Origin of the sequence: Methylobacterium indicum (assembly GCF_001043895.1) — a bacterium.
Lineage (GTDB): Bacteria > Pseudomonadota > Alphaproteobacteria > Rhizobiales > Beijerinckiaceae > Methylobacterium > Methylobacterium indicum.
This window is the reverse complement of record NZ_JTHF01000080.1, coordinates 31,185-48,211: the sequence shown is the minus strand read 5'-3', so window position 1 is coordinate 48,211 and position 17,027 is coordinate 31,185. Positions and strand designations below refer to the sequence as shown.

At 70.0% G+C, this 17,027-nt stretch carries 16 protein-coding genes and 2 pseudogenes; 7 read left to right on the top strand and 11 right to left on the bottom strand.

Features of this window, described 5'->3' with window-relative positions; all coding sequences use genetic code 11:
* Nucleotides 1-1,244: 1,244 nt before the first annotated feature.
* Together QR78_RS10000 and QR78_RS09995 are read right to left on the bottom strand one after the other, a co-directional pair.
* Nucleotides 1,245-3,116: a TRAP transporter large permease gene (locus tag QR78_RS10000; RefSeq protein ID WP_048427360.1), complete on the bottom strand. Its 1,872-nt coding sequence runs from the start codon at nt 3,114-3,116 to the stop codon at nt 1,245-1,247.
* Nucleotides 3,113-4,138, bottom strand: coding sequence for a TRAP transporter substrate-binding protein (locus QR78_RS09995; protein WP_048427359.1), 1,026 nt, complete (start codon nt 4,136-4,138; stop codon nt 3,113-3,115). The genes QR78_RS10000 and QR78_RS09995 overlap by 4 nt, the downstream gene beginning before the upstream one ends.
* Before the next feature lie 217 nt (nt 4,139-4,355).
* Between QR78_RS09995 and QR78_RS09990 the strand changes: the two genes are divergently transcribed.
* From QR78_RS09990 to QR78_RS09970, 5 genes and pseudogenes are all read left to right on the top strand, one after another.
* Nucleotides 4,356-5,303 (top strand): LysR substrate-binding domain-containing protein, encoded by a 948-nt coding sequence (locus tag QR78_RS09990; protein WP_048427358.1) that lies wholly within the window; start codon nt 4,356-4,358, stop codon nt 5,301-5,303.
* A gap of 191 nt (nt 5,304-5,494) precedes the next feature.
* Nucleotides 5,495-6,856 carry an NAD(P)H-dependent oxidoreductase gene (locus QR78_RS09985; protein WP_048427357.1) on the top strand — a complete coding sequence of 454 codons (1,362 nt, stop codon included), beginning with the start codon at nt 5,495-5,497 and terminating at the stop codon, nt 6,854-6,856.
* Nucleotides 6,857-6,924: 68 nt separating this feature from the next.
* Nucleotides 6,925-7,251 carry a putative quinol monooxygenase gene (locus tag QR78_RS09980; protein WP_048427356.1) on the top strand — a complete coding sequence of 109 codons (327 nt, stop codon included), beginning with the start codon at nt 6,925-6,927 and terminating at the stop codon, nt 7,249-7,251.
* The gene (locus QR78_RS09975) at nt 7,251-8,138 is read left to right on the top strand and encodes an NAD(P)-dependent oxidoreductase (RefSeq protein ID WP_179945812.1); all 888 of its coding nucleotides are present in this window, start codon (nt 7,251-7,253) and stop codon (nt 8,136-8,138) included. The genes QR78_RS09980 and QR78_RS09975 overlap by 1 nt, the downstream gene beginning before the upstream one ends.
* A pseudogene (locus QR78_RS09970) lies at nt 8,135-8,392 on the top strand (Hint domain-containing protein); the annotation flags it as partial. The gene QR78_RS09975 and the pseudogene QR78_RS09970, both read left to right, overlap by 4 nt.
* A gap of 260 nt (nt 8,393-8,652) precedes the next feature.
* Here QR78_RS09970 and QR78_RS32585 read toward each other — a convergent pair.
* Both QR78_RS32585 and QR78_RS36670 read right to left on the bottom strand, forming a co-directional pair.
* Nucleotides 8,653-9,209: pseudogene (locus QR78_RS32585) on the bottom strand (IS5 family transposase); the annotation flags it as partial.
* A complete protein-coding gene (locus QR78_RS36670) occupies nt 9,091-9,579 on the bottom strand; it encodes a calcium-binding protein (RefSeq protein WP_244276369.1) in 489 nt (162 codons plus the stop codon). The gene QR78_RS36670 and the pseudogene QR78_RS32585, both read right to left, overlap by 119 nt.
* 455 nt (nt 9,580-10,034) lie before the next feature.
* Between QR78_RS36670 and QR78_RS36470 the strand changes: the two genes are divergently transcribed.
* Both QR78_RS36470 and QR78_RS09965 read left to right on the top strand, forming a co-directional pair.
* Nucleotides 10,035-10,166, top strand: a complete 132-nt coding sequence (locus QR78_RS36470; RefSeq protein ID WP_274534387.1) for a hypothetical protein — start codon at nt 10,035-10,037, stop codon at nt 10,164-10,166.
* 80 nt (nt 10,167-10,246) lie between these two features.
* A complete protein-coding gene (locus QR78_RS09965) occupies nt 10,247-10,480 on the top strand; it encodes a hypothetical protein (RefSeq protein WP_048427353.1) in 234 nt (77 codons plus the stop codon).
* A gap of 355 nt (nt 10,481-10,835) precedes the next feature.
* Here the strand turns inward: QR78_RS09965 and QR78_RS33600 are convergent, their stop codons facing one another.
* From QR78_RS33600 to nikA, 7 genes are all read right to left on the bottom strand, one after another.
* Nucleotides 10,836-10,994, bottom strand: coding sequence for a DUF3309 domain-containing protein (locus QR78_RS33600; protein ID WP_089504140.1), 159 nt, complete (start codon nt 10,992-10,994; stop codon nt 10,836-10,838).
* A 491-nt stretch (nt 10,995-11,485) separates the two neighbouring features.
* Complete coding sequence (gene nikR / locus QR78_RS09960) at nt 11,486-11,947, bottom strand: nickel-responsive transcriptional regulator NikR (RefSeq protein ID WP_048427352.1); 462 nt, start codon at nt 11,945-11,947, stop codon at nt 11,486-11,488.
* Entirely contained in the window at nt 11,947-12,726 is a 780-nt protein-coding gene (locus QR78_RS09955; protein ID WP_048427351.1) for an ATP-binding cassette domain-containing protein, read from the bottom strand. Before QR78_RS09955 ends, nikR begins: the two co-directional genes overlap by 1 nt.
* Nucleotides 12,723-13,529 (bottom strand): ATP-binding cassette domain-containing protein, encoded by an 807-nt coding sequence (locus QR78_RS09950; RefSeq protein WP_082171675.1) that lies wholly within the window; start codon nt 13,527-13,529, stop codon nt 12,723-12,725. Before QR78_RS09950 ends, QR78_RS09955 begins: the two co-directional genes overlap by 4 nt.
* Nucleotides 13,526-14,329, bottom strand: coding sequence for a nickel ABC transporter permease subunit NikC (gene nikC / locus QR78_RS09945; RefSeq protein ID WP_244276370.1), 804 nt, complete (start codon nt 14,327-14,329; stop codon nt 13,526-13,528). The genes QR78_RS09950 and nikC overlap by 4 nt, the downstream gene beginning before the upstream one ends.
* A gap of 41 nt (nt 14,330-14,370) precedes the next feature.
* Entirely contained in the window at nt 14,371-15,312 is a 942-nt protein-coding gene (gene nikB, locus QR78_RS09940; RefSeq protein ID WP_048427349.1) for a nickel ABC transporter permease subunit NikB, read from the bottom strand.
* Nucleotides 15,312-16,895: a nickel ABC transporter substrate-binding protein gene (gene nikA / locus QR78_RS09935; RefSeq protein WP_048427348.1), complete on the bottom strand. Its 1,584-nt coding sequence runs from the start codon at nt 16,893-16,895 to the stop codon at nt 15,312-15,314. Before nikA ends, nikB begins: the two co-directional genes overlap by 1 nt.
* Nucleotides 16,896-17,027 lie beyond the last annotated feature (132 nt).

The following is a 17,027-nucleotide window of genomic DNA, read 5'->3' as shown; positions in this document are numbered from 1 at the left end:
GGGTGGGCATTGGGCCGGCTCTGGGCCTCTAAGGCTCGCCCATCCTCTCGGCTGATACCATCGGTTGGCCTCAAGCAGGTCACTTTGAGCACCATCACCGCCTAGGGGGTCTCACCGGGAAGCAGGCCCGCGCCGAAGCGAAGGCCCAGCGGATCGAACGCCTAGAGCGGCTCAACCCGCACGGCTCCCCGCGGATCGACGCGGACGTGCGCGGCTACGGCGTCATCACGCTGACCTTCTGATGCACCGCCTCGGGGGCTCTGAGGGCCCTCGCACGGTGCGCCAGCCCGGCGCCCACCACCCCAAAGCCAGGCGATGGCGCAGCCGGCCACACAGCCATCAGTCCAGAACCCGTTCGAGCGAGGCGCCCCGCCGAGTTGGCCGGCGCCCGAGCGGCCGCGTAACGCGCCAGCCGGACGAACCAACGCCGACATCGCCAAACGCCTCATCGCCGAGTCGATCGCACGCTACCGCGGCTCCTGCGCCTGCCCCTATCAAAGCGACCGTGCTGGCCGATTCCTGCGGGCGGCGCAGCGCCCATAGCCATCCGCGCGGTGCCAAGCCGATTTGCCTCGAGGCGGACGTCACACCGTCGATGCTCGTTCAACAACGAGGTTCAAAGCGTCCGTAGCCCCAACGTGTCGGTGTCTGAAACGACCCCACTCGGGCATTCTGAACGCGCGGGTGGAATCCACGCTGCTGACCCGAAGCGGCCCCTCATGACCTGTGACCATAATGACCGGTTCCGAGTGCGTTCCGGTCATTTGGTTTCCTTCACCCAATACCCCGACGCTGACCATCACGCGGTGCTCTCGCGCCGAACGCTTCGGCCAAGAGCGTCGCGATCCGGTTCGCGCTCAGTGCCATAAAATACACTACAGGACGCGCGGCAAAGAGAAATACAACGAATTCATGAAGCAAAATCCTGTACTTTAGGTGATCGCTAAATAAGAGAACTCCGCGATCACGCTGCAATTGTGAAGTTATCTAGCTCTTAGATTTCGCCGCAGTTTCTGCGCCGAGCCGGTATCCACTTCCTCGACTTCCTCGGAAAATCCTCGAGCAGGCTGCTGAAAGAGTCCCGGGATGGAGAAAATTTTTCTTATTCCATCAACCTCTGTTGCGTTCCTGCAAAAGCCAAGCCGCTGTTTTAGGGGCGATACAGCGTATTTCACCGGCTCCGGAAGGGAGCCGGAGATGATTTTGCGACCTCGTCGGCCTTTTTCAGCAACCTGCTAGGTCTTTCAGAGGAACCCGATCGAGAACCACGGCACGAAGGTGAGCACCAAGAGCCCGAGGAACAGCGCGCCGAGATAGATCCAGATCCGCCGCATCCCGGCCTCGGGCGCCACCCCGCCGATGATGCAGGCGGCGTAGTAGCAGAGGCCGAAGGGCGGGGCGAAGAGGCCCAGTCCCATCGCCAGGATCACAATCATGCTGTAATGGACCTCGTGGATCCCGAACTGGTGCGCGATCGGGAACAGCAACGGGCCGAACAGCACGATCGCCGGGATGCCTTCGAGCAGGCTGCCGAGCACGATGAAGGCCACCACCGAGATCAGCAGGAACCCGGTCTTGCCACCCGGCACCGCCGCCATCGCCCGGGCGAGGTCGTGCGAGAAACCGGACTGGGTCAGCGCCCAGGCCATCGCGCTCGCCGCCCCCACGATGAACAGGATCGCCCCCGACAGCGAGGCAGTCCGCGCCAGCATCGGGATGATCTCGCGGCGCTTGAGCCCGCCGCGATAGATCACGAGCCCGAGCACCAGCGAGTAGGCGATGCCGATCGTCGAGACCTCGGTGGCGGTGGCCACGCCCTCCACCACCGCGGTGCGGATCAGGAACGGCAGCAGCAGGGCCGGCAGCGCGACGAGCAGGGTCTTGCCCACCACCGACATCGGCGCGCGCGGGATCGCGACCGCGTCCTCCTCGCGCCCGGCGCGGTAGCGGGCGACGACGGCCAGCACCAGGGCGAGCAGCAGGGCCGGCAGGATGCCGGCGGTGAACAGGGCGGCGATCGACACCCCCGTCGCCGAGGCGATGGCGATCAGCACGATCGAGGGCGGGATCGTCTCGCTCATCGCCCCCGAGGCGGCGAGGATTGACAGGAGCTCACCGTCCTTCATCCCGCGCTTGCGCATCTCGGGAAACAGGACGGGCGCCACCGCCGCCATGTCGGCGGTCTTCGAGCCGGAGATGCCCGACACCAGCAGCATCGCGCCGAGCAGCACGTAGGACATGCCGGCCTTCACGTGGCCGAGCAGCGAGGCGAGGAACGCCACCATCACCCGCGCCATCCCGGTCGCGTCGACGAGCTGGCCGAGCAGCACGAAGAGCGGGATCGCGAGCAGGATCAGGCTGCTCATCCCCTCGTCCATCCGCCCGACCACGATGGTGAGCGGCGTCGAGGTGGTGGTGAGCAGGTAGGCCGAGGTGGCGAGAGCGAACGAGAACGCGATCGGTACGCCGGCCAGGATCCCGACCCCAAGGAGCCCGACGAAGAACACGAGGAGCGCCCAATTGCCCATCCCGGCGAGCCAGGGCGCGCCGAGGCTGAGGAGCGCGACGATCCCGAAGAGCACGGCGCCGACCCCGATCAGGTCGGCCGGGCGGTGCCGGGCAAGCCGCAAGGCGCAGGACAGGAGTGCCAGCACGAAGCCGACCGGCACGGCGAGCGCCCGTACCGTGCCCGACCAGCCGAGCGCCGGCGTCTCCACGAAGGACTGGTCCTCGGTGTAGTCGTAGGCCGCGTGCATCAGGAGCGCCAGGAAAGCGAAGACCGCCCCGATGGCAAGCGCGTCGCACCAGGCCCTGGCCCGGGGCGAGAGCGCGCCGACCACGAAGGTCAGCCGCATGTGCTCGCCCCGCTGCACCGCCACGACGCTGCCGAGCATCGCGAGCCACAGGAACAGGATCGAGGCGAGCTCGTCGCTCCAGATGATCGAATGCCCGATCGCCCGCGAGACGATGCCGGCGAACAGGATCGCCGCCTCGGCGGCGACCAGGATTGCGGCCGGCACCTCGACGGCGAGGCGCAAGGCCCGCTCGGCCGAGGAGAGCCAGTCGGCCGGAAGGGCGGCGGCGGGCCGCCCGTGGAGGTCGGCCACCGCGCTCATGCCAGCTCCCCCGTCACGGCTTCGAGCGCCTTCCACGCCTCGGCCCCGAACTTCTCCTTCCAGTCGCGGTAGAAGCCGGCCTGGGTCAGGCTCTTGCGGAAGGCGGCCTTGTCGGCGGTCTCGAAGGTGAGGCCGCGGGCGGTGAGCTGGCCCTTGAGGGTGCCGGTCAGGCGTACGACGTCCTCGCGCTCCTCCATCGCGGCACGGTCGAGCTCGCGCCGGACGATCTCCTGGAGCGCGTCGGGCAGCTTCCCGAAGGCGCGCCGGTTGGCGACGATCCAGAAGGGGTCCCAGATGTGGTTGGTCTCGGTGAGGTACTTCTGCACCTCGTAGAGCTTGCCGGCCTCGATCGTGACGAGGCCGTTCTCCTCGCCGTCGACCAGCCGGGTCTGCAGCGCGGTGTAGAGCTCGTTGAAGTTGATCGAGGTCGGGCTCGCCCCGAGGCTCGAGAACAGCGAGGTGAAGATCGGCGCCACCGGCACGCGGATGCGGTAGCCCTTGAGGTCCTCGGGCGTCTTGATCGGCTTGGCGTTCGAGGTGATCTGGCGGAAGCCGTTGTCGGCGGCCTTGGCGGCGACGATCAGGCCCGCCTTCTCGATCTGGGTGCGGACATAGGCGCCCACCGGCCCGTCGACTCCGCGCCAGACGTGGTCGTAGTCGGAGAAGGCGAAGCCCACATTGGTGATCGCCGCGCCCGAGGCCACCGTCGAGATCACCGAGCCGGCGATGTTGAGGAACTCGATGCCTCCGCTGCGCACCTGGGTGATCAGGTCCGTGTCGGAGCCGAGCTGGCTTGCCGGGAAGAACTTCAGCTCGATCCGCCCGCCCGAGGCCTCGCGGATGCGCTGGCAGGCCTGGTCGAGCCGGGCGTTGATCGGCTGGGTCAGGGACTGGCCGGTGGCGAGCTTGTAGTTGAATTCCGCGGCCTGCGCCGGCCGGGTGCGGATCGCGACGAGCGGCATCGCCGCGGCGCCGGCCAGGAACAGGCGGCGCGAGGGTCCGGATTCGGGTTTGGACGTCATGGGCTTCCTCCGGCGCGCCGGCATCCGCGGGGCTCGCGGTGCGGCATCGTTCAGGCCGAGACGGAAGGAGGCGCGAGGTTGGCGCTCGTCATCCTCCCCGGTCGGCGCCCCTGTTGTCGGGGCGTCTCGTCTCGCTGGGGGCGACACTACGGAGAGGCGTCCGTGAAGGACAATCCAGATTAATTGCACATCCGTGAAGCGCCGCTAAACTGTCGCGATGTCGGTCCCGCTTCGTGCCATCACGGTCTTCCACGCCGTCGCCCGCTCCGGCAGCATCACCCGGGCGGCGGAGGATCTCGGCGTCACGCCCTCGGCGGTGAGCCAGCAGGTCCAGGCGCTGGAGCTCAGCCTCGGCACCGCGCTGATCGGCAAGGCCGGCCGCAACGTGGTGCTGACCGAGGCCGGCGAGCGCTACTTCGAGATGATTGGGCCCGAGATCGACCGGATCGCGGAGGCGACGCAGCGCATCCAGGGCTTCCGCTCGGTGACGACGCTCACTGTGCGGGCGACCCCGAGCCTATCGACGAAGTGGCTGCTGCCGCGCCTCGCCGGCTTCCTCTCGGCGCATCCCGACATCGAACTGCGCCTCGACGGCACCAACGAGCCGACGACGTTCCTGAAGGAGAGCGTCGACGTCGAGATCCGCCACGGCACCGGCGGCTGGCCCGGTCTCTTCGCCGAGGGGCTGGCGGAGGAGAGCTTCCGCCCGGTCTGCGCCCCGTCCCTCGCTGCCCCCGGCAGCCTCGCGGCGGAGGATCTGCCCAGGCACCTGCTGATCCATTCGGTGAAGTCGCAGGTGCAGTGGGCCTACTGGTTCGAGCGCGCCGGGGTGGTACCGGCCGCGCGCTGGCGCCGCCTCCTGTTCGACCGGACCCACATGGCGATCGACGCGGCGGCCGGCGGCCTCGGCATCGCGCTCGAGAGCGACCTGATGTTGTGGGGCGACCTGAAGGCCGGGCGCGTCGCCTGCCCGCTCGCGGAGCCGCCGCGGATCACCCTCGTCACCCAGTGGGTGACGTGCCCGCCCGACTACCTGCGCCAGCGCAAGGTGCGAGCCTTCCTCGACTGGATCCGCCGCGAGCGCGACGGGTGGACCCAAGAGCGGGACGCGTGGACGATGAAGCGGGATGCGTCGGTCGCGGAGCGGGACGCCGCAACGCTTTAGGCACGCTTCACGGTCGGCTCGGAAATCTGGATTGTCCTTCACGGAGCGCGCTTCTAGCGTTTGCACGTCAGACCTCGCCGAGCCGCTTCGCGGACCCGCCGAGGCCGCGCCAAGACCGGCCCGCCCTTCCCCCGAGGAAGCCCGCGGCGAGAGGCCGGTCGGCAAAAGAAGCGACCCGTTGGAGGACACCGATGAATCTCTCCACCCTGCTCCTCGCCCGTGCCTCCGCCGGCAAGCCTGTCCGCGTCGGGCTGATCGGCGCCGGCAAGTTCGGCTCGATGGTGCTGGCCCAGGCCCAGCGCATCGAGGGCATGCACGTCGTCGCCGTCGCCGACCTCGACGCCGGCCGCGCCCGTGCCTCGCTCGCCCGCGTCGGCTGGCCCGAGGAGCGCTACGCCGCGACCTCGATGGGGGATGCCGTCAGGAGCGGCCGCACCTTCGTCACCGAGGATGCCGGGGCGCTCGCTGCCTGCGACGAGATCGAGTGCATCATCGAGGCGACCGGCCACCCGATCGCCGGCATCCGCCACGCCATCCAGGCGATCGACGCCCGCAAGCACGTCGTGATGGTCAACGTCGAGGCCGACGTGCTGTGCGGCCCGCTGCTGGCCGAGCGGGCGCGCCGCCAGGGCGTCGTCTACTCGATGGCCTATGGCGACCAGCCGGCGATCATCTGCGAGCTGGTCGACTGGGCCCGCTCATGCGGCTTCGAGCTGACCTCCGCCGGCAAGGGCATGAACTTCGAGCCGCGCTACCGCTACTCGACCCCCGACACGGTGTGGGGCTTCTTCGGCTGGTCCGAGGAAGAGGTGAAGAAGGGTGATTTCAACCCGAAGATGTACAACTCGTTCACCGACGGCACCAAGGCGGCGATCGAGATGGCGGCGGTGGCCAACGGCACCGGGCTGGACTGCCCCGATGACGGCCTCGCCTTCCCGCCGACCGGCCTGCAGGACCTCGCCCGGGTCTTCCGCCCGGTCGCCGACGGCGGGCGGCTGCCGCGCTCGGGCCTCGTCGATATCGCGGCGAGCCAGGAGCCGGACGGGCGCGAGGTGTTCAACAACATCCGCTACGGCGTGTTCGTCACCTTCAAGGCGACGAGTGAGTACACCAAGGCCTGTTTCAAGCAGTACGGCCTGCTCACCGACCCGTCGGGCTGGTACGGCTCGATGTGGCGGCCGTTCCACATGATCGGCCTCGAGACCAGCGTCAGCGTGCTGTCGGCGGTGCTGCGTGATGAGCCGACCGGCTGCTCGAAGGAGTTCCGCGGCGACGCGGTGGCGACCGCCAAGCGCGACCTGAAGCCTGGCGAGATGCTCGACGGCGAGGGCGGCTACGCGGTGTGGGCGAACGCGATCCCCGCCTCGAAGAGCCTGGCGCTCAACGCCCTGCCGATCGGTCTTGCCCACAACGTCAAGCTCAAGCGGCCGGTCGCCCGCGACACGATCGTGAGCGTCGACGACGTCGAGCTGGTCAACGATCTCGACGTGGTCGCCCTGCGCCGCCAGATGGAGGACACGACCCGGCAGATGGCGGCCCCCAAGGCGGCCTGACGCCCGACGATCGGCGGCGCCGGACTGATCCGGCGCCGCGCGTGCTTCTCCCTCCCGCGAGTTCCGCCATGCCTTCCCCGTCCCGGCCCTTCGTGGTCATCGCCGAGTTCCGGGTGAAGCCCGGCTCCCTCGACGCCTTCCTCGACCTCGCCCATGACGACGCCCGCTCCTCCGTGGCTGGCGAGCCCGGCTGTCGCGCCTTCGACGTGGCGGTCAGCGAGAGCGACCCGCTCACGGTGGTGTTCTACGAGGTCTACGACGACCGCGCCGCCTTCCACGCCCATCTCGAGACCCCGCATCTCGCCCGGTTCCGGGCCGGCTTCCCGGCGCTGATCGAGGAGGAACGTCCGGTCCGCTTCCTCGCCCGCACCGCGAGCGGGGCGGACGCCCGCTGATGGCACCGCTGACGATCGGCTTCCTCGGCACCGGCATCATGGGCGGCCCGATGGCGCGCAACCTGTGCCGGGCCGGCCACGCCGTGCGCGCCTGGAACCGCTCGCCCGACAAGACCGTCGCCCTCGCGGAGGCCGGGGTCGGTCTCGCGGCCGATCCGGCCGAGGCGGTGCGCGGCGCCGACGTGGGGATCTGCATGCTCAGCTCCGGTCCAGTCTGCGATGAGATCCTGCTCGGGCCCGACGGCGCGCTCGCCGCGATGGCGCCCGGCAGCCTGCTCGTGGTGATGAGCTCGATTCCGGTCGAGACCGCGCAGCGCCAGGCCGCCGCGGCGGCGCAGGCCGGTATCCACTACGTCGATGCTCCGGTTTCCGGCGGTGAGCGCGGCGCGATCGCCGGCACCCTGGCGATCATGGCCGGCGGTAGCCCGGAAGCGTTCGGACGGGCCGAGCCCGTCCTCGCCGCGATGGGGCGCCCGACCCATGTCGGCCCTGCGGGATGCGGACAGCTGGCCAAGCTCGCCAATCAGGCGATCGTCGCCTCGACGATCGTCACGGTGGCCGAGGCGATCACCTTCGTCGAGAGCGGCGGTGCCGACCCCGCCAAGGTCCGCGAGGCTCTGCTCGGGGGCTTCGCCGACTCGACAATCCTCAAGCAGCACGCCCTGCGGATGATCGAACGCGATTTCGCGCCTGGCGGCCCGGCGAAGTACCAGGTCAAGGACACCGGAACGGCGCTCGCCCATGCGGCGACGCTGGGCCTGACGCTGCCCGTCCTGTCCCTCGTCGATCAGATGTTTTCAGACATGGTCGCGCACGGCGACGGTGACCTCGACCACAGCGCCGTCCTCCGCGAGCTTTACCGCCGCAACGACCTGCCTCTTCCATAGCAGCGGTTGAGCGGCAAAGGGTGTCGGCGGCCTTACTGTATCGCCGCGCTCACCTTCGGCCTTTCACCCAGCCGGGTCGTGGCACCAGCATCGCCCGCGAGCCAGTCTCGTCGGTCACCTACTGGCACGTCGAGCTGGACAGCCACGACATCCTGCTCGCCGAAGGTCTGCCGGCGGAAAGCGACCTCGACTGGGGCGACCGGCCGTTCTTCATCGAAAGCTCCGACCACGCCCTGCACAACCCCGATTTCGTCGTGCCGGATCACGTTCGCCGCGCGGCGGCCCATGGCTGAGATTTCACGTGCTGTGGTGCCCGAAGTGCGGCTTCTGAATGGGACACCACGGGCTGACCCGGTGAGCCTCAGTCGTTGACGGCGCTCGCCATCATGGCGTGTTCCTTGAGCCGCACCCCGGCGCCGATCTTCACGGCGGCGCGCCAGATCTCCACGTCTCACGCCGGCATTCCCTGCGGATCAGCCCGGCCGCGGCATCCGACAGTCGCCGGTCGAACTCCACCTCGGCTGCCACACCTGGAGCATGGGCGGTGCACGGGGGCATCATAGGCCTTGTCGGCGTGCAGCTTGTCGGGCGCCGGAGCGGGCGTCCACGCCGCCCGCTGCGCAAGGGCGGGATCGCGTCCGGCGTCGGGGCCATCGGCGGGCGGTCGTGGCAGTTGGCACCCGTCAGGACGAGGCCGATCGGCGTGCCACGGGCGTCGGTGACACGGTGGCGCTTGGTGCCCGCCTTGCCCCGATCCGTCGGGTTCGGGCCGGTGGCAGACCCCCTTTTCTTCGCCGGCACGCTCGCGCTGTCGACGCTCGCCCGGCCCCAATCGATACTGCCCGCCACATGCAGGCGTTCGAGCAGCACCTGATGCAGGCGCCGCCACATGCCGGGGACCTGCCAGCCACGCAGCCGGCGCCAGCAGCTCATGCCGCGGCCACAGTTCATCTCAGCCGGCAACATCTCCCAGGGGATGCCGGAGCGCAGCACGAACAGGATGCCGGTCGGGGCAGCGCGGTCGTCCACCCGAGGACGTCCGCCTTTGGGGCGAGGCGGGTGCGGCGGCAGAAGCGGGGCGATTGCAGCCCAGAGATCGGCGGGAAGACGCCGGCGAGCCATACCGGCCCGACGCCCAAACGCCACGATCGTGCCGTTCTGTTAGGCGCTCTATATCAAAACCTGTATGGATCGGGGATGAGCCGCCATCGATAATCAGGTCATCGCCTTCATCGCCGTTGATCAGATCGTTCCCAAGGCCGCCTAGAAGGGTATCCCGTCCTGATCCGCCGAATAGAGCATCGTCGCTGCCACCACCGAAAATAATATCGTTGCCGCCGTTGGCATGGATCGCTTCCCTGCTAGAGCGCTTCACGGTCGCGTTGCAATCGAAAAGTTCTCTAAGTCTTTGTTTTCCGCGTTTTCTTCGACGAAGCGGCATCCACTTCGTCGGAAAATGCTCTAGTTGATGTGGTAAAATCAAATGTATCATATTCTCCATTGTTGTCGGAAAAATCTAAAATCATGCTTTCTTAATATTTATGATTAGCCACTTGCTTGCCATCATTTTGTATATCGATAAAATCATGAGTCGACGATAAAATTATTAATGCAATCATTGATTATTGTCTGACTCACGGGGTTATCCGATCGAAGACAGGATGACGGATCGCCTTGACGCAGCGGCTCGCTTCGCCGACCTGGCGAAGCAATCTCCGCGCGGCCTCCCAATGGAGCACGTCGTGCCCGGTGCTCTCGTGACGATTCCGACCGACAAAGTGACCGGTTCGGCTTAGTTCGATCTACGCGGGGCCGGTCGCGGAGGGCGGAAATGTCCTGCTGCGGGACGCGTTCAACGATTCGGGGACCGAGGAGACGCAGGCCGCGCCCCGGACCGTGCCGATCGGCCCGTATCTCGCGGCGATCGTGGCGAACTGGAAGGCTGCCGGCGAGGGCAAGGAGGGCTTGGTCCTCCCCTCCGAGGAGAAGCCGCCGCTCGGCTACGCGATATCGCCACCCGCCACCTGAAGCCGCGGCAGGTCGCCCCGGGGATCACCGCGGCCGACGGCTCGCCGCGCTGGACCGCTGACGACTTCCGGCACTTCGCCGTGTCGCTCTGGATCGACGAGGGCGCGGCGATCAGGCAGGTGTTGGAGCCGGCCGGGCACGACGCTCCGGACTTCACCCGACGGGTCCACGGCCACCTGTTCAGCGCCGGCCGAACGGAGCGCAGAGCGATCAGCGCTGGTGAGCAGTCCATCCTGGGCCGGATCGAGCCCGCAACATGGGCGCAGCACGGCAACGACAAGATTTCAGTAATTCCATTCACTGAAATAGCATAATCGCACACTTCAATTGGTTTTCAAGTGGCGGATCGCGGGTTCGAGCCTTGTCGTGGTCGTCATTGAAATGTATTGCAACCTAATGATTTGGAGTTTTTAGAGTATATGCGGAGGCGCCCGCCGGAGCGACGGAGCGGGAGCGAAAGCTACCGATCGGTGCGAAAGATCCCGAACAGCCTCCCGAAGGATGTTCTGCGGACGTTCTTCCCTGTGCTGTCCGATCGGACAGGCGGCCAATGGAAGCCGATCGGCTCACCGGCACGTCCCGGAACCGTACACCTGGTCCCTGAGGTCCATGGCGACCGGAATCACCCGCCGCGAGGGTCGAGCCGCGGCGGGTGGCCGGCGGGAGGGATCAGATGGTCAGCCGGCCGGTGAGCAGGAGCACGATCAGGATGATGAGGAGGATGCCGCCGATGCCGAGGCCGCCCGTCCGGTAGCGGCCGCCACCGTAGAAGCTGCCGCCGCCACCGAAGAGCAGGATGAGCAGGATGAGGACGATCAGGAGCGTCATGGGCTGTAGTCCTTAAGGCCAAGCTGGCTGGCATGAGGAATGCCGGCCGCGCAGTTTCGTTCCTTCAGGGCATCGCCTCCTGCGGCGATGTTCCTTCGCGATGGTGGCTTTGGCGGTGTTCGATCGACCGCGGCGGCGCGGCGCGGACGTTCGCGTCTCGGCTCTGCCTCTCGTGCGACTGCCCGACCCCGTCGGACCTGGCCGAGGCGCAGACCTTTCGCCGGTCCGAGTTCCGCGTAAGTGGCGTGCCGGCGGGCGCAATCGAGGTCGGCTTACCGCATCCGATATGGGCCGGAGCCCCGGCGATGTCCTCGGCGAGGCGAGCGTCGAGAGCAGCGCCCGATCGCTTTGCAACCTGGCGCTGCTCTCGATCATCGGTCCTGCCGCATTTTCTATCGACGAACCGGTGGCCACTTCGTCGGAAAATGCCCGAGCCGGCTCGATCGATCCGTTCGATTCCGCCCCTGGCCCCCGGGCCCGGCGAAAGGGGCTCACGTCCGGATGTGCTCGTGCGGATGCGGCTCCGGGCCGTGGCCGTGGTCGTCGAGCTCGATCCGGGCGGGGATCAGCGAGAGGCTGTCGTGGCGGATGCCGCGCTGGGTCGCGACCTCGTCGGCGAAGGCGAGGATGTCGCGGGCGCGGCCGCGCAGCATCAGCGTGTGCAGGCTGGCGTCGTGGTCGAGGGGAGTCTGGACCTGGGCGATCACGAGGTCGTGGCGACGCTGCTGGATCTCGGCGAGGCGCTGGCCGAGGTCGCGCACCCCCGCCTCGGCGACGAAGCCGAAGGTCGCCACGCAGGAGAGGTCGGGATCGAGCTGGCGGCGCGCCTCGGCGAGGCCGCGCCGCAGGAGGTCGCGCATCGCCTCCGAGCGGCCGGCATAGCCGCGCAGCGTCGCGATCCGGTCGACCTCCGCCACGAGGCCGGGATCGAGGGTGACGGTGATCCGCTGCATCAGCGCGCCTCCGCGGGCTCGGCCGGCAGGACCGCGTCGAGGAGTTCGCGCGCCGCCGGATGGGTGAGCGAGAGGACCGGTCGGCACGGCGAGGCGTCGACGATCCGCCCGTCACCCAGCACCACGATCCGGTCGGCGAAGCGGCGCGCCAGCCGCACGTCGTGGGTGACGAGCAGGAAGGCGGTGCCGTGCCGGCGGCGCAGGGCCGCGAGATGATCGAGGATCTCGACCTGGCGCGGCGCATCGAGGTTCGAGACCGCCTCGTCGAGGACGACCAGGGCCGGCCGCGTGGCGAGCGCCCGGGCGAGGCCCACCCGCTGCACCTGCCCGCCGGAGAGCTGTCCCGGGAGCCGCAGGGCCACGGCGGGGTCGAGGCCGACCGTCGCCAGCACCTCCTCCACCCGCGCCTGCCGTTCGGGAGCGGACAGGCCGGTCAGGTGGCGTAGCGGCTCGGCGACGATCCGGCCGACCGGGTGGCGCGGGTTGACCGCCGAGAGCGGGTCCTGGAGCACCATCTGGATCGCGGCCCGGACGGCCCGCCACCCGGCCCGGTCGAGGCGGGACAGGGGCGTCCCGCGAAACAGCACCTCGCCGGCCTCGGCCGGCTCGAGCCCGAGAAGCAGGCGGGCGAGCGTGCTCTTGCCCGAGCCGCTGCGGCCGATCAGGGCGACGCACTCGCCCTCCACGAGGGCGAGGTCGATGCCCGCGAGCACGGTGCGACGCGCGCCGGGGCCCGGATAGGAGTGGCCGAGCCCCCGGGCCGTCAGCAGGGCCGTCATGCCGGCTCCCCGTGCAGGGCCCGGTGGGCGGCGAGGAGCGCTCGCGTCGACGGCGCGGCCGGCGCGGCGAAGACCCGCGCGACGGGACCGGCCTCGACGATCCGTCCGGCCTCCATCACCGCCATCCGGTCGGCGAGGCGGGCGACGACGCCGAGGTCGTGGGTGACGATCAGGAGCCCGAGGCCGCGGGCCCGCACCAGCCCGGCGAGGAGGTCGAGGATGCGCTTCTGGGCGACGAGGTCGAGGTCGGTGGTCGGCTCGTCGGCGACGAGGAAGGGCGCGCCGGACATCAGCGCCAGCGCGATCATCGCCCGCTGCAGCATCCCGCCGGAGAGCTGGAACGGATGCAGGCCCGGCACGCGGGGATCGTCGCCGAGCCCGACCGCCGCGAAGGCCTCCCGCATCGCCGTCCCGGCGGCCCCGCCGCGGATTCCCGCCACCGCCAGGGTCTCGGCGGCGTGGTCGGCGAGGGTGCGCAGCGGGTTGAAGGCGGTGCGCGGCGCCTGGAGCACGGTCGCGACCGCCCGGCCGCGCAACGCCGCCGGATCCGCCTCGATGCCGTCGAGGAGGATCCGCCCGCCGCTCGACCGGGTGCCCGGCGGCAGCACGCCGAGGAGGGCCGCGCAGGCCAGCGACTTGCCCGACCCGCTGGCGCCGACGAGGGCCAGGACCTCGCCGGTGACGAGGTCGAGGCCGGCCGCGCGCACCAGCGGCACCGGCTCGCGGCCGGCCCGGGTCTCGTGCCGGGGCTTGCACCAGGTCTCGACCGACAGGCCCTCGGCCCGCAGCGTGCGGGCGCTCACAGGCCCCGCTCCGCGGTGAGCGCCGGATCGAGCCGGTCGCGGAGCGCGTCGCCCAGCCGGTTGAAGGCCAGCACCGCGAGCGCGATGGCGAGGCCCGGCCAGACGACGAGGAGCGGCCGGGTCCAGAAGAAGGCGCGGGCGTCGTTGATCATCACGCCCCATTCCGGCGTCGGCGGCTGCACCCCGAGCCCGAGGAAGGACAGGCCGGCGACGTGGAGCGCCATGTGGCCGATATCCAGGGTGGCGAGCGCGGCGAGCGACGGCACCACTCCCGGCAGGATGTGCTCGAAAAAGATCGCCCGCCGCGGCGCCCCGGCGATCCGCGCGGCGAGCACGTAGTCGCGGGTCTTCAGCTCCAGCACCAGGCCCCGCACGATCCGGGCGTACCAGGCCCAGTGCGACAGCGCGATCGCCGCCACCACGTTGGCGAGCCCGGTGCCGAGCGCCCCGATCATGAACAGCGCCAGCACGAAGGTCGGCACCGTGAGGAAGACGTCGCAGAGCCGCATCAAGGCTGTGTCGAGCCGGCCGCCGAGCATCCCGGCGAGCCCCCCGACCGCGAGGCCGAGGCTCAGGACGAGGGCCAGCACCACCAGCACCGCGCCGAGGGTCGTGCGCGCCCCGGCGACGAGGCGCGAGAGGATGTCGCGGCCGAGATGGTCGGTGCCGAGGGGATGGGTTGGGCTCGCCGGCGCGAAGCGGTGGGCGAGGTCGACCGCCAGGGGGTCGTGCGGCGCGATCAGGGGGCCGAGCAGCGCCAGCAGCAGGAAGCCTCCGGCGAGGGTGCCCGCCGCGATGATCGCGTGGGAGGCGGCTGGGCGGGAGGCGAGCACGGCGGGTCTCACGCGGCTTCCTGGCCGAGGCGCAGGCGCGGGTCGAGCCAGGCATAGGCCAGGTCCACCGCGAGGTTGCACAGCACGAACACCACCGTCATCACCAGGGTGAAGCACTGGATCACCGGATAGTCGCGGTCGTAGATCGCCGAGACCGCGTAGCGGCCGACGCCCGGCCAGGAAAAGATCGTCTCGACCACGAGGGCCCCACCCAGGAGTTCGCCGACATGCATGCCGGTGGCGGTGACGACCGGCACGAGCGCGTTGCGGAAGACGTGCCGGCGCGCCACCGCGCCCTCGGAGAGGCCGCGCAGGCGGGCGTAGAGGACGTGGCGCCCGCGGCCCGCCTCCAGCATGCTCGCCCGCAGGAGCCGGGCATTCACCGAGAGCGACATCAGGCCGATGGCGAGCGCCGGCATCGCCAGGTGGGCGGCCCCGCCGCGGCCCATCGCCGGCAGCCAGCCGAGCGTGACCGAGAAGACGACGACGAGCAGGAAGGCGACCCAGAAGTTCGGCAGCGAGACGCCCAGCACCGCGATCCCCCGCACCAGCCGGTCCTGCCAGCCGTCGCGATGCGCCGCCGCCCAGGCGCCGAGCGGCAAGCTCAAGGCCAGGCTGACGACGAGCGCCGTCCCGGCGAGTTCGAGCGTCGCCGGTAGGTAGCCGAGGAGTTCCGGCAGCACTGGCCGGCGGGTGGCGTAGGAGAGGCCGAAATCGCCCTGGAGCGCCCGACACAGCCAGTCGAGGTACTGGACCGCGAAGGGACGGTCGAGGCCGAGCATCGATCGGGCATCGGCGAGCGCCGCGTCGGTCGGCGGCACCTGCGACAGGCGCAGGTAGTCGAGCGCCGGGTCGCCCGGCCCGACCCGCAGCATCACGAAGACGAGGAGCGAGACGCCGAGCAGCATCGGCGGGATCAGCGCGAGGCGGGCGAGGACGAAGCGCGGCATCAGCGGCCCGGTCCCGGGCGCATCGCCGCGAACGGGATCTCGTTGAGGGTGGCGCCGAAGCGCACGCCGGTCACGGTCGGGCGGTGGACCTCGATCGCCACCGCCGAGGAGATCGGCAGGTAGACCGCCGCCTCGTGCAGGGCGGTGAGGACGCGGCCGTAGAGGCGGCGGCGCTCCTGCGGATCGGTGGCGGCGAGCGCCGCCGTGATGGTGGCGTCGATCATCGGCTTGTCGGGCAGGCCCTTCTGCGCCTGGTAGTCGGCGTGGGAGGGCGCCCGCATGGCGCTGACGAAGGAGGCCGGATCGTAGGGCGGGCCCCAGGTCTCGCCGAAGATCAGGCCGAAGCGCCCGTCCTTCTGGCGGGCGAGGATCGCGCTCTCCTCCTCGCCGACGAGCCGCACCGCGATGCCGATCCGGGCGAGGTCGGCCTGGACCACCTCGGCGATGGCCTTCTGCTGGGCGTTGGTGCCGACGAAGGCGAGCTCGACCGCGAGCGGCCGGCCGTCCTTCGCCCGCGCGCCGTCGCGGCCCCGGACCCAGCCGGCCGCGTCGAGGAGCGTTTCGGCCGCCGCCCGGTCGAAGCCGTAGGGGGTGAGACCGGCATCGGCATCGGGGACGTCTCGTCCGAACAGGAAGTCGGCGCGGGGCTCGAGCCCGTCGAGGACCGTGCGCACCAGGGTGTCCTTATCGACCGCCCGGTTGATCGCGCGGCGGACGGCCAGGTCGTCGGTCGGGGCGCGCGCCGAATTGAGCGCCAGCACCCGGGTCGCCAGCGGCGGCGAGAGCGCGGCCGAGAAGGCCGGCGCCTGGTCGCGCAGGCGCAGGAAGGCCTCGGACGGAATCAGGCCGGCGGCACCGGTGATCAGGTCGACCTCGCCGGTCTGCAGCGCGATGGCCCGGGTGTTGGGGTCCGGGATCACCTTGACGACGAGGCGCGCGAAGCCGGGCTTCTCGCCCCAGTAGGTCGGGTTGGCGGCGAACGTGTCCGAGACGCCGAGCAGGGTCTCGACGAGCCTCCAGGGGCCCGTGCCGACGGGGGCCGCGATCCCGCCCGCCGTGGTGCCGCCCGCCTTCATGGCGGCCGGGGAGACGAAGCGGAACGGCCGCGGCAGCGAGAGCTCGTTGAGCGTCGGCGCGTGCGGGGCCTTCAGCACGAGGCGGACGGCGAGCGGCCCGGTGACCTCGGTCCGGTCGATCTGCCGGGCGAGGTCGAGCCAGGCGTGACGGGCCCGGTTGGCGAGGATCGCGTCGAAATTCGCCTTCACGGCCGGCGCGTCGAAGGGCGTGCCGTCGCTGAAGGTCACGCCGGGGCGCAGGGTGAAGTCGTAGGTGAGCCCGTCCGGCGAGACCGTCCAGGCGGTGGCGAGCCAGGGCTCGACCGTGCCGTCGGCCCGGTACTTCACCAGCGGCTCGTAGACGCTCGCCTGGGCGAACATCTGGTTGGGGGCGTAGAGATGCGGGTTCAGCGGCCCGACATTGCTCGGCCAGGCCGTGGTGAGCTGCTGCGCCGCGGCCGGAGCGGCGAACAGGGCGAGGGCCAGCAGCGCGGAGCGGACCTGAACACGGATCGCCGGCTTTGACATCGGGCCCCGGGTATGACGAACACGCGAAAAGTTCCTACGTCCTGATACGGCACCGGGCGCGAATGGCAAGGACGGTATGCCCGCAACCCGTGGGTTTGGCCGTACCCGTCGATCGTGCTCCAATGCGACGGG

Excerpts from the sequence above, each read along its gene's own strand:
- QR78_RS09990 (WP_048427358.1), top strand. The coding sequence starts at position 4,356 with ATGTCGGTCCCGCTTCGTGCCATCACGGTCTTCCACGCCGTCGCCCGC.
- QR78_RS10000 (WP_048427360.1), bottom strand. The coding sequence starts at position 3,116 with ATGAGCGCGGTGGCCGACCTCCACGGGCGGCCCGCCGCCGCCCTTCCG.
- QR78_RS36670 (WP_244276369.1), bottom strand. The coding sequence starts at position 9,579 with ATGCCGCTTCGTCGAAGAAAACGCGGAAAACAAAGACTTAGAGAACTT.
- QR78_RS09985 (WP_048427357.1), top strand. The coding sequence starts at position 5,495 with ATGAATCTCTCCACCCTGCTCCTCGCCCGTGCCTCCGCCGGCAAGCCT.
- nikA (WP_048427348.1), bottom strand. The coding sequence starts at position 16,895 with ATGTCAAAGCCGGCGATCCGTGTTCAGGTCCGCTCCGCGCTGCTGGCC.
- QR78_RS09995 (WP_048427359.1), bottom strand. The coding sequence starts at position 4,138 with ATGACGTCCAAACCCGAATCCGGACCCTCGCGCCGCCTGTTCCTGGCC.
- QR78_RS09955 (WP_048427351.1), bottom strand. The coding sequence starts at position 12,726 with ATGACGGCCCTGCTGACGGCCCGGGGGCTCGGCCACTCCTATCCGGGC.
- nikR (WP_048427352.1), bottom strand. The coding sequence starts at position 11,947 with ATGCAGCGGATCACCGTCACCCTCGATCCCGGCCTCGTGGCGGAGGTC.
- QR78_RS09980 (WP_048427356.1), top strand. The coding sequence starts at position 6,925 with ATGCCTTCCCCGTCCCGGCCCTTCGTGGTCATCGCCGAGTTCCGGGTG.
- QR78_RS33600 (WP_089504140.1), bottom strand. The coding sequence starts at position 10,994 with ATGACGCTCCTGATCGTCCTCATCCTGCTCATCCTGCTCTTCGGTGGC.
- QR78_RS09975 (WP_179945812.1), top strand. The coding sequence starts at position 7,251 with ATGGCACCGCTGACGATCGGCTTCCTCGGCACCGGCATCATGGGCGGC.
- nikB (WP_048427349.1), bottom strand. The coding sequence starts at position 15,312 with ATGCCGCGCTTCGTCCTCGCCCGCCTCGCGCTGATCCCGCCGATGCTG.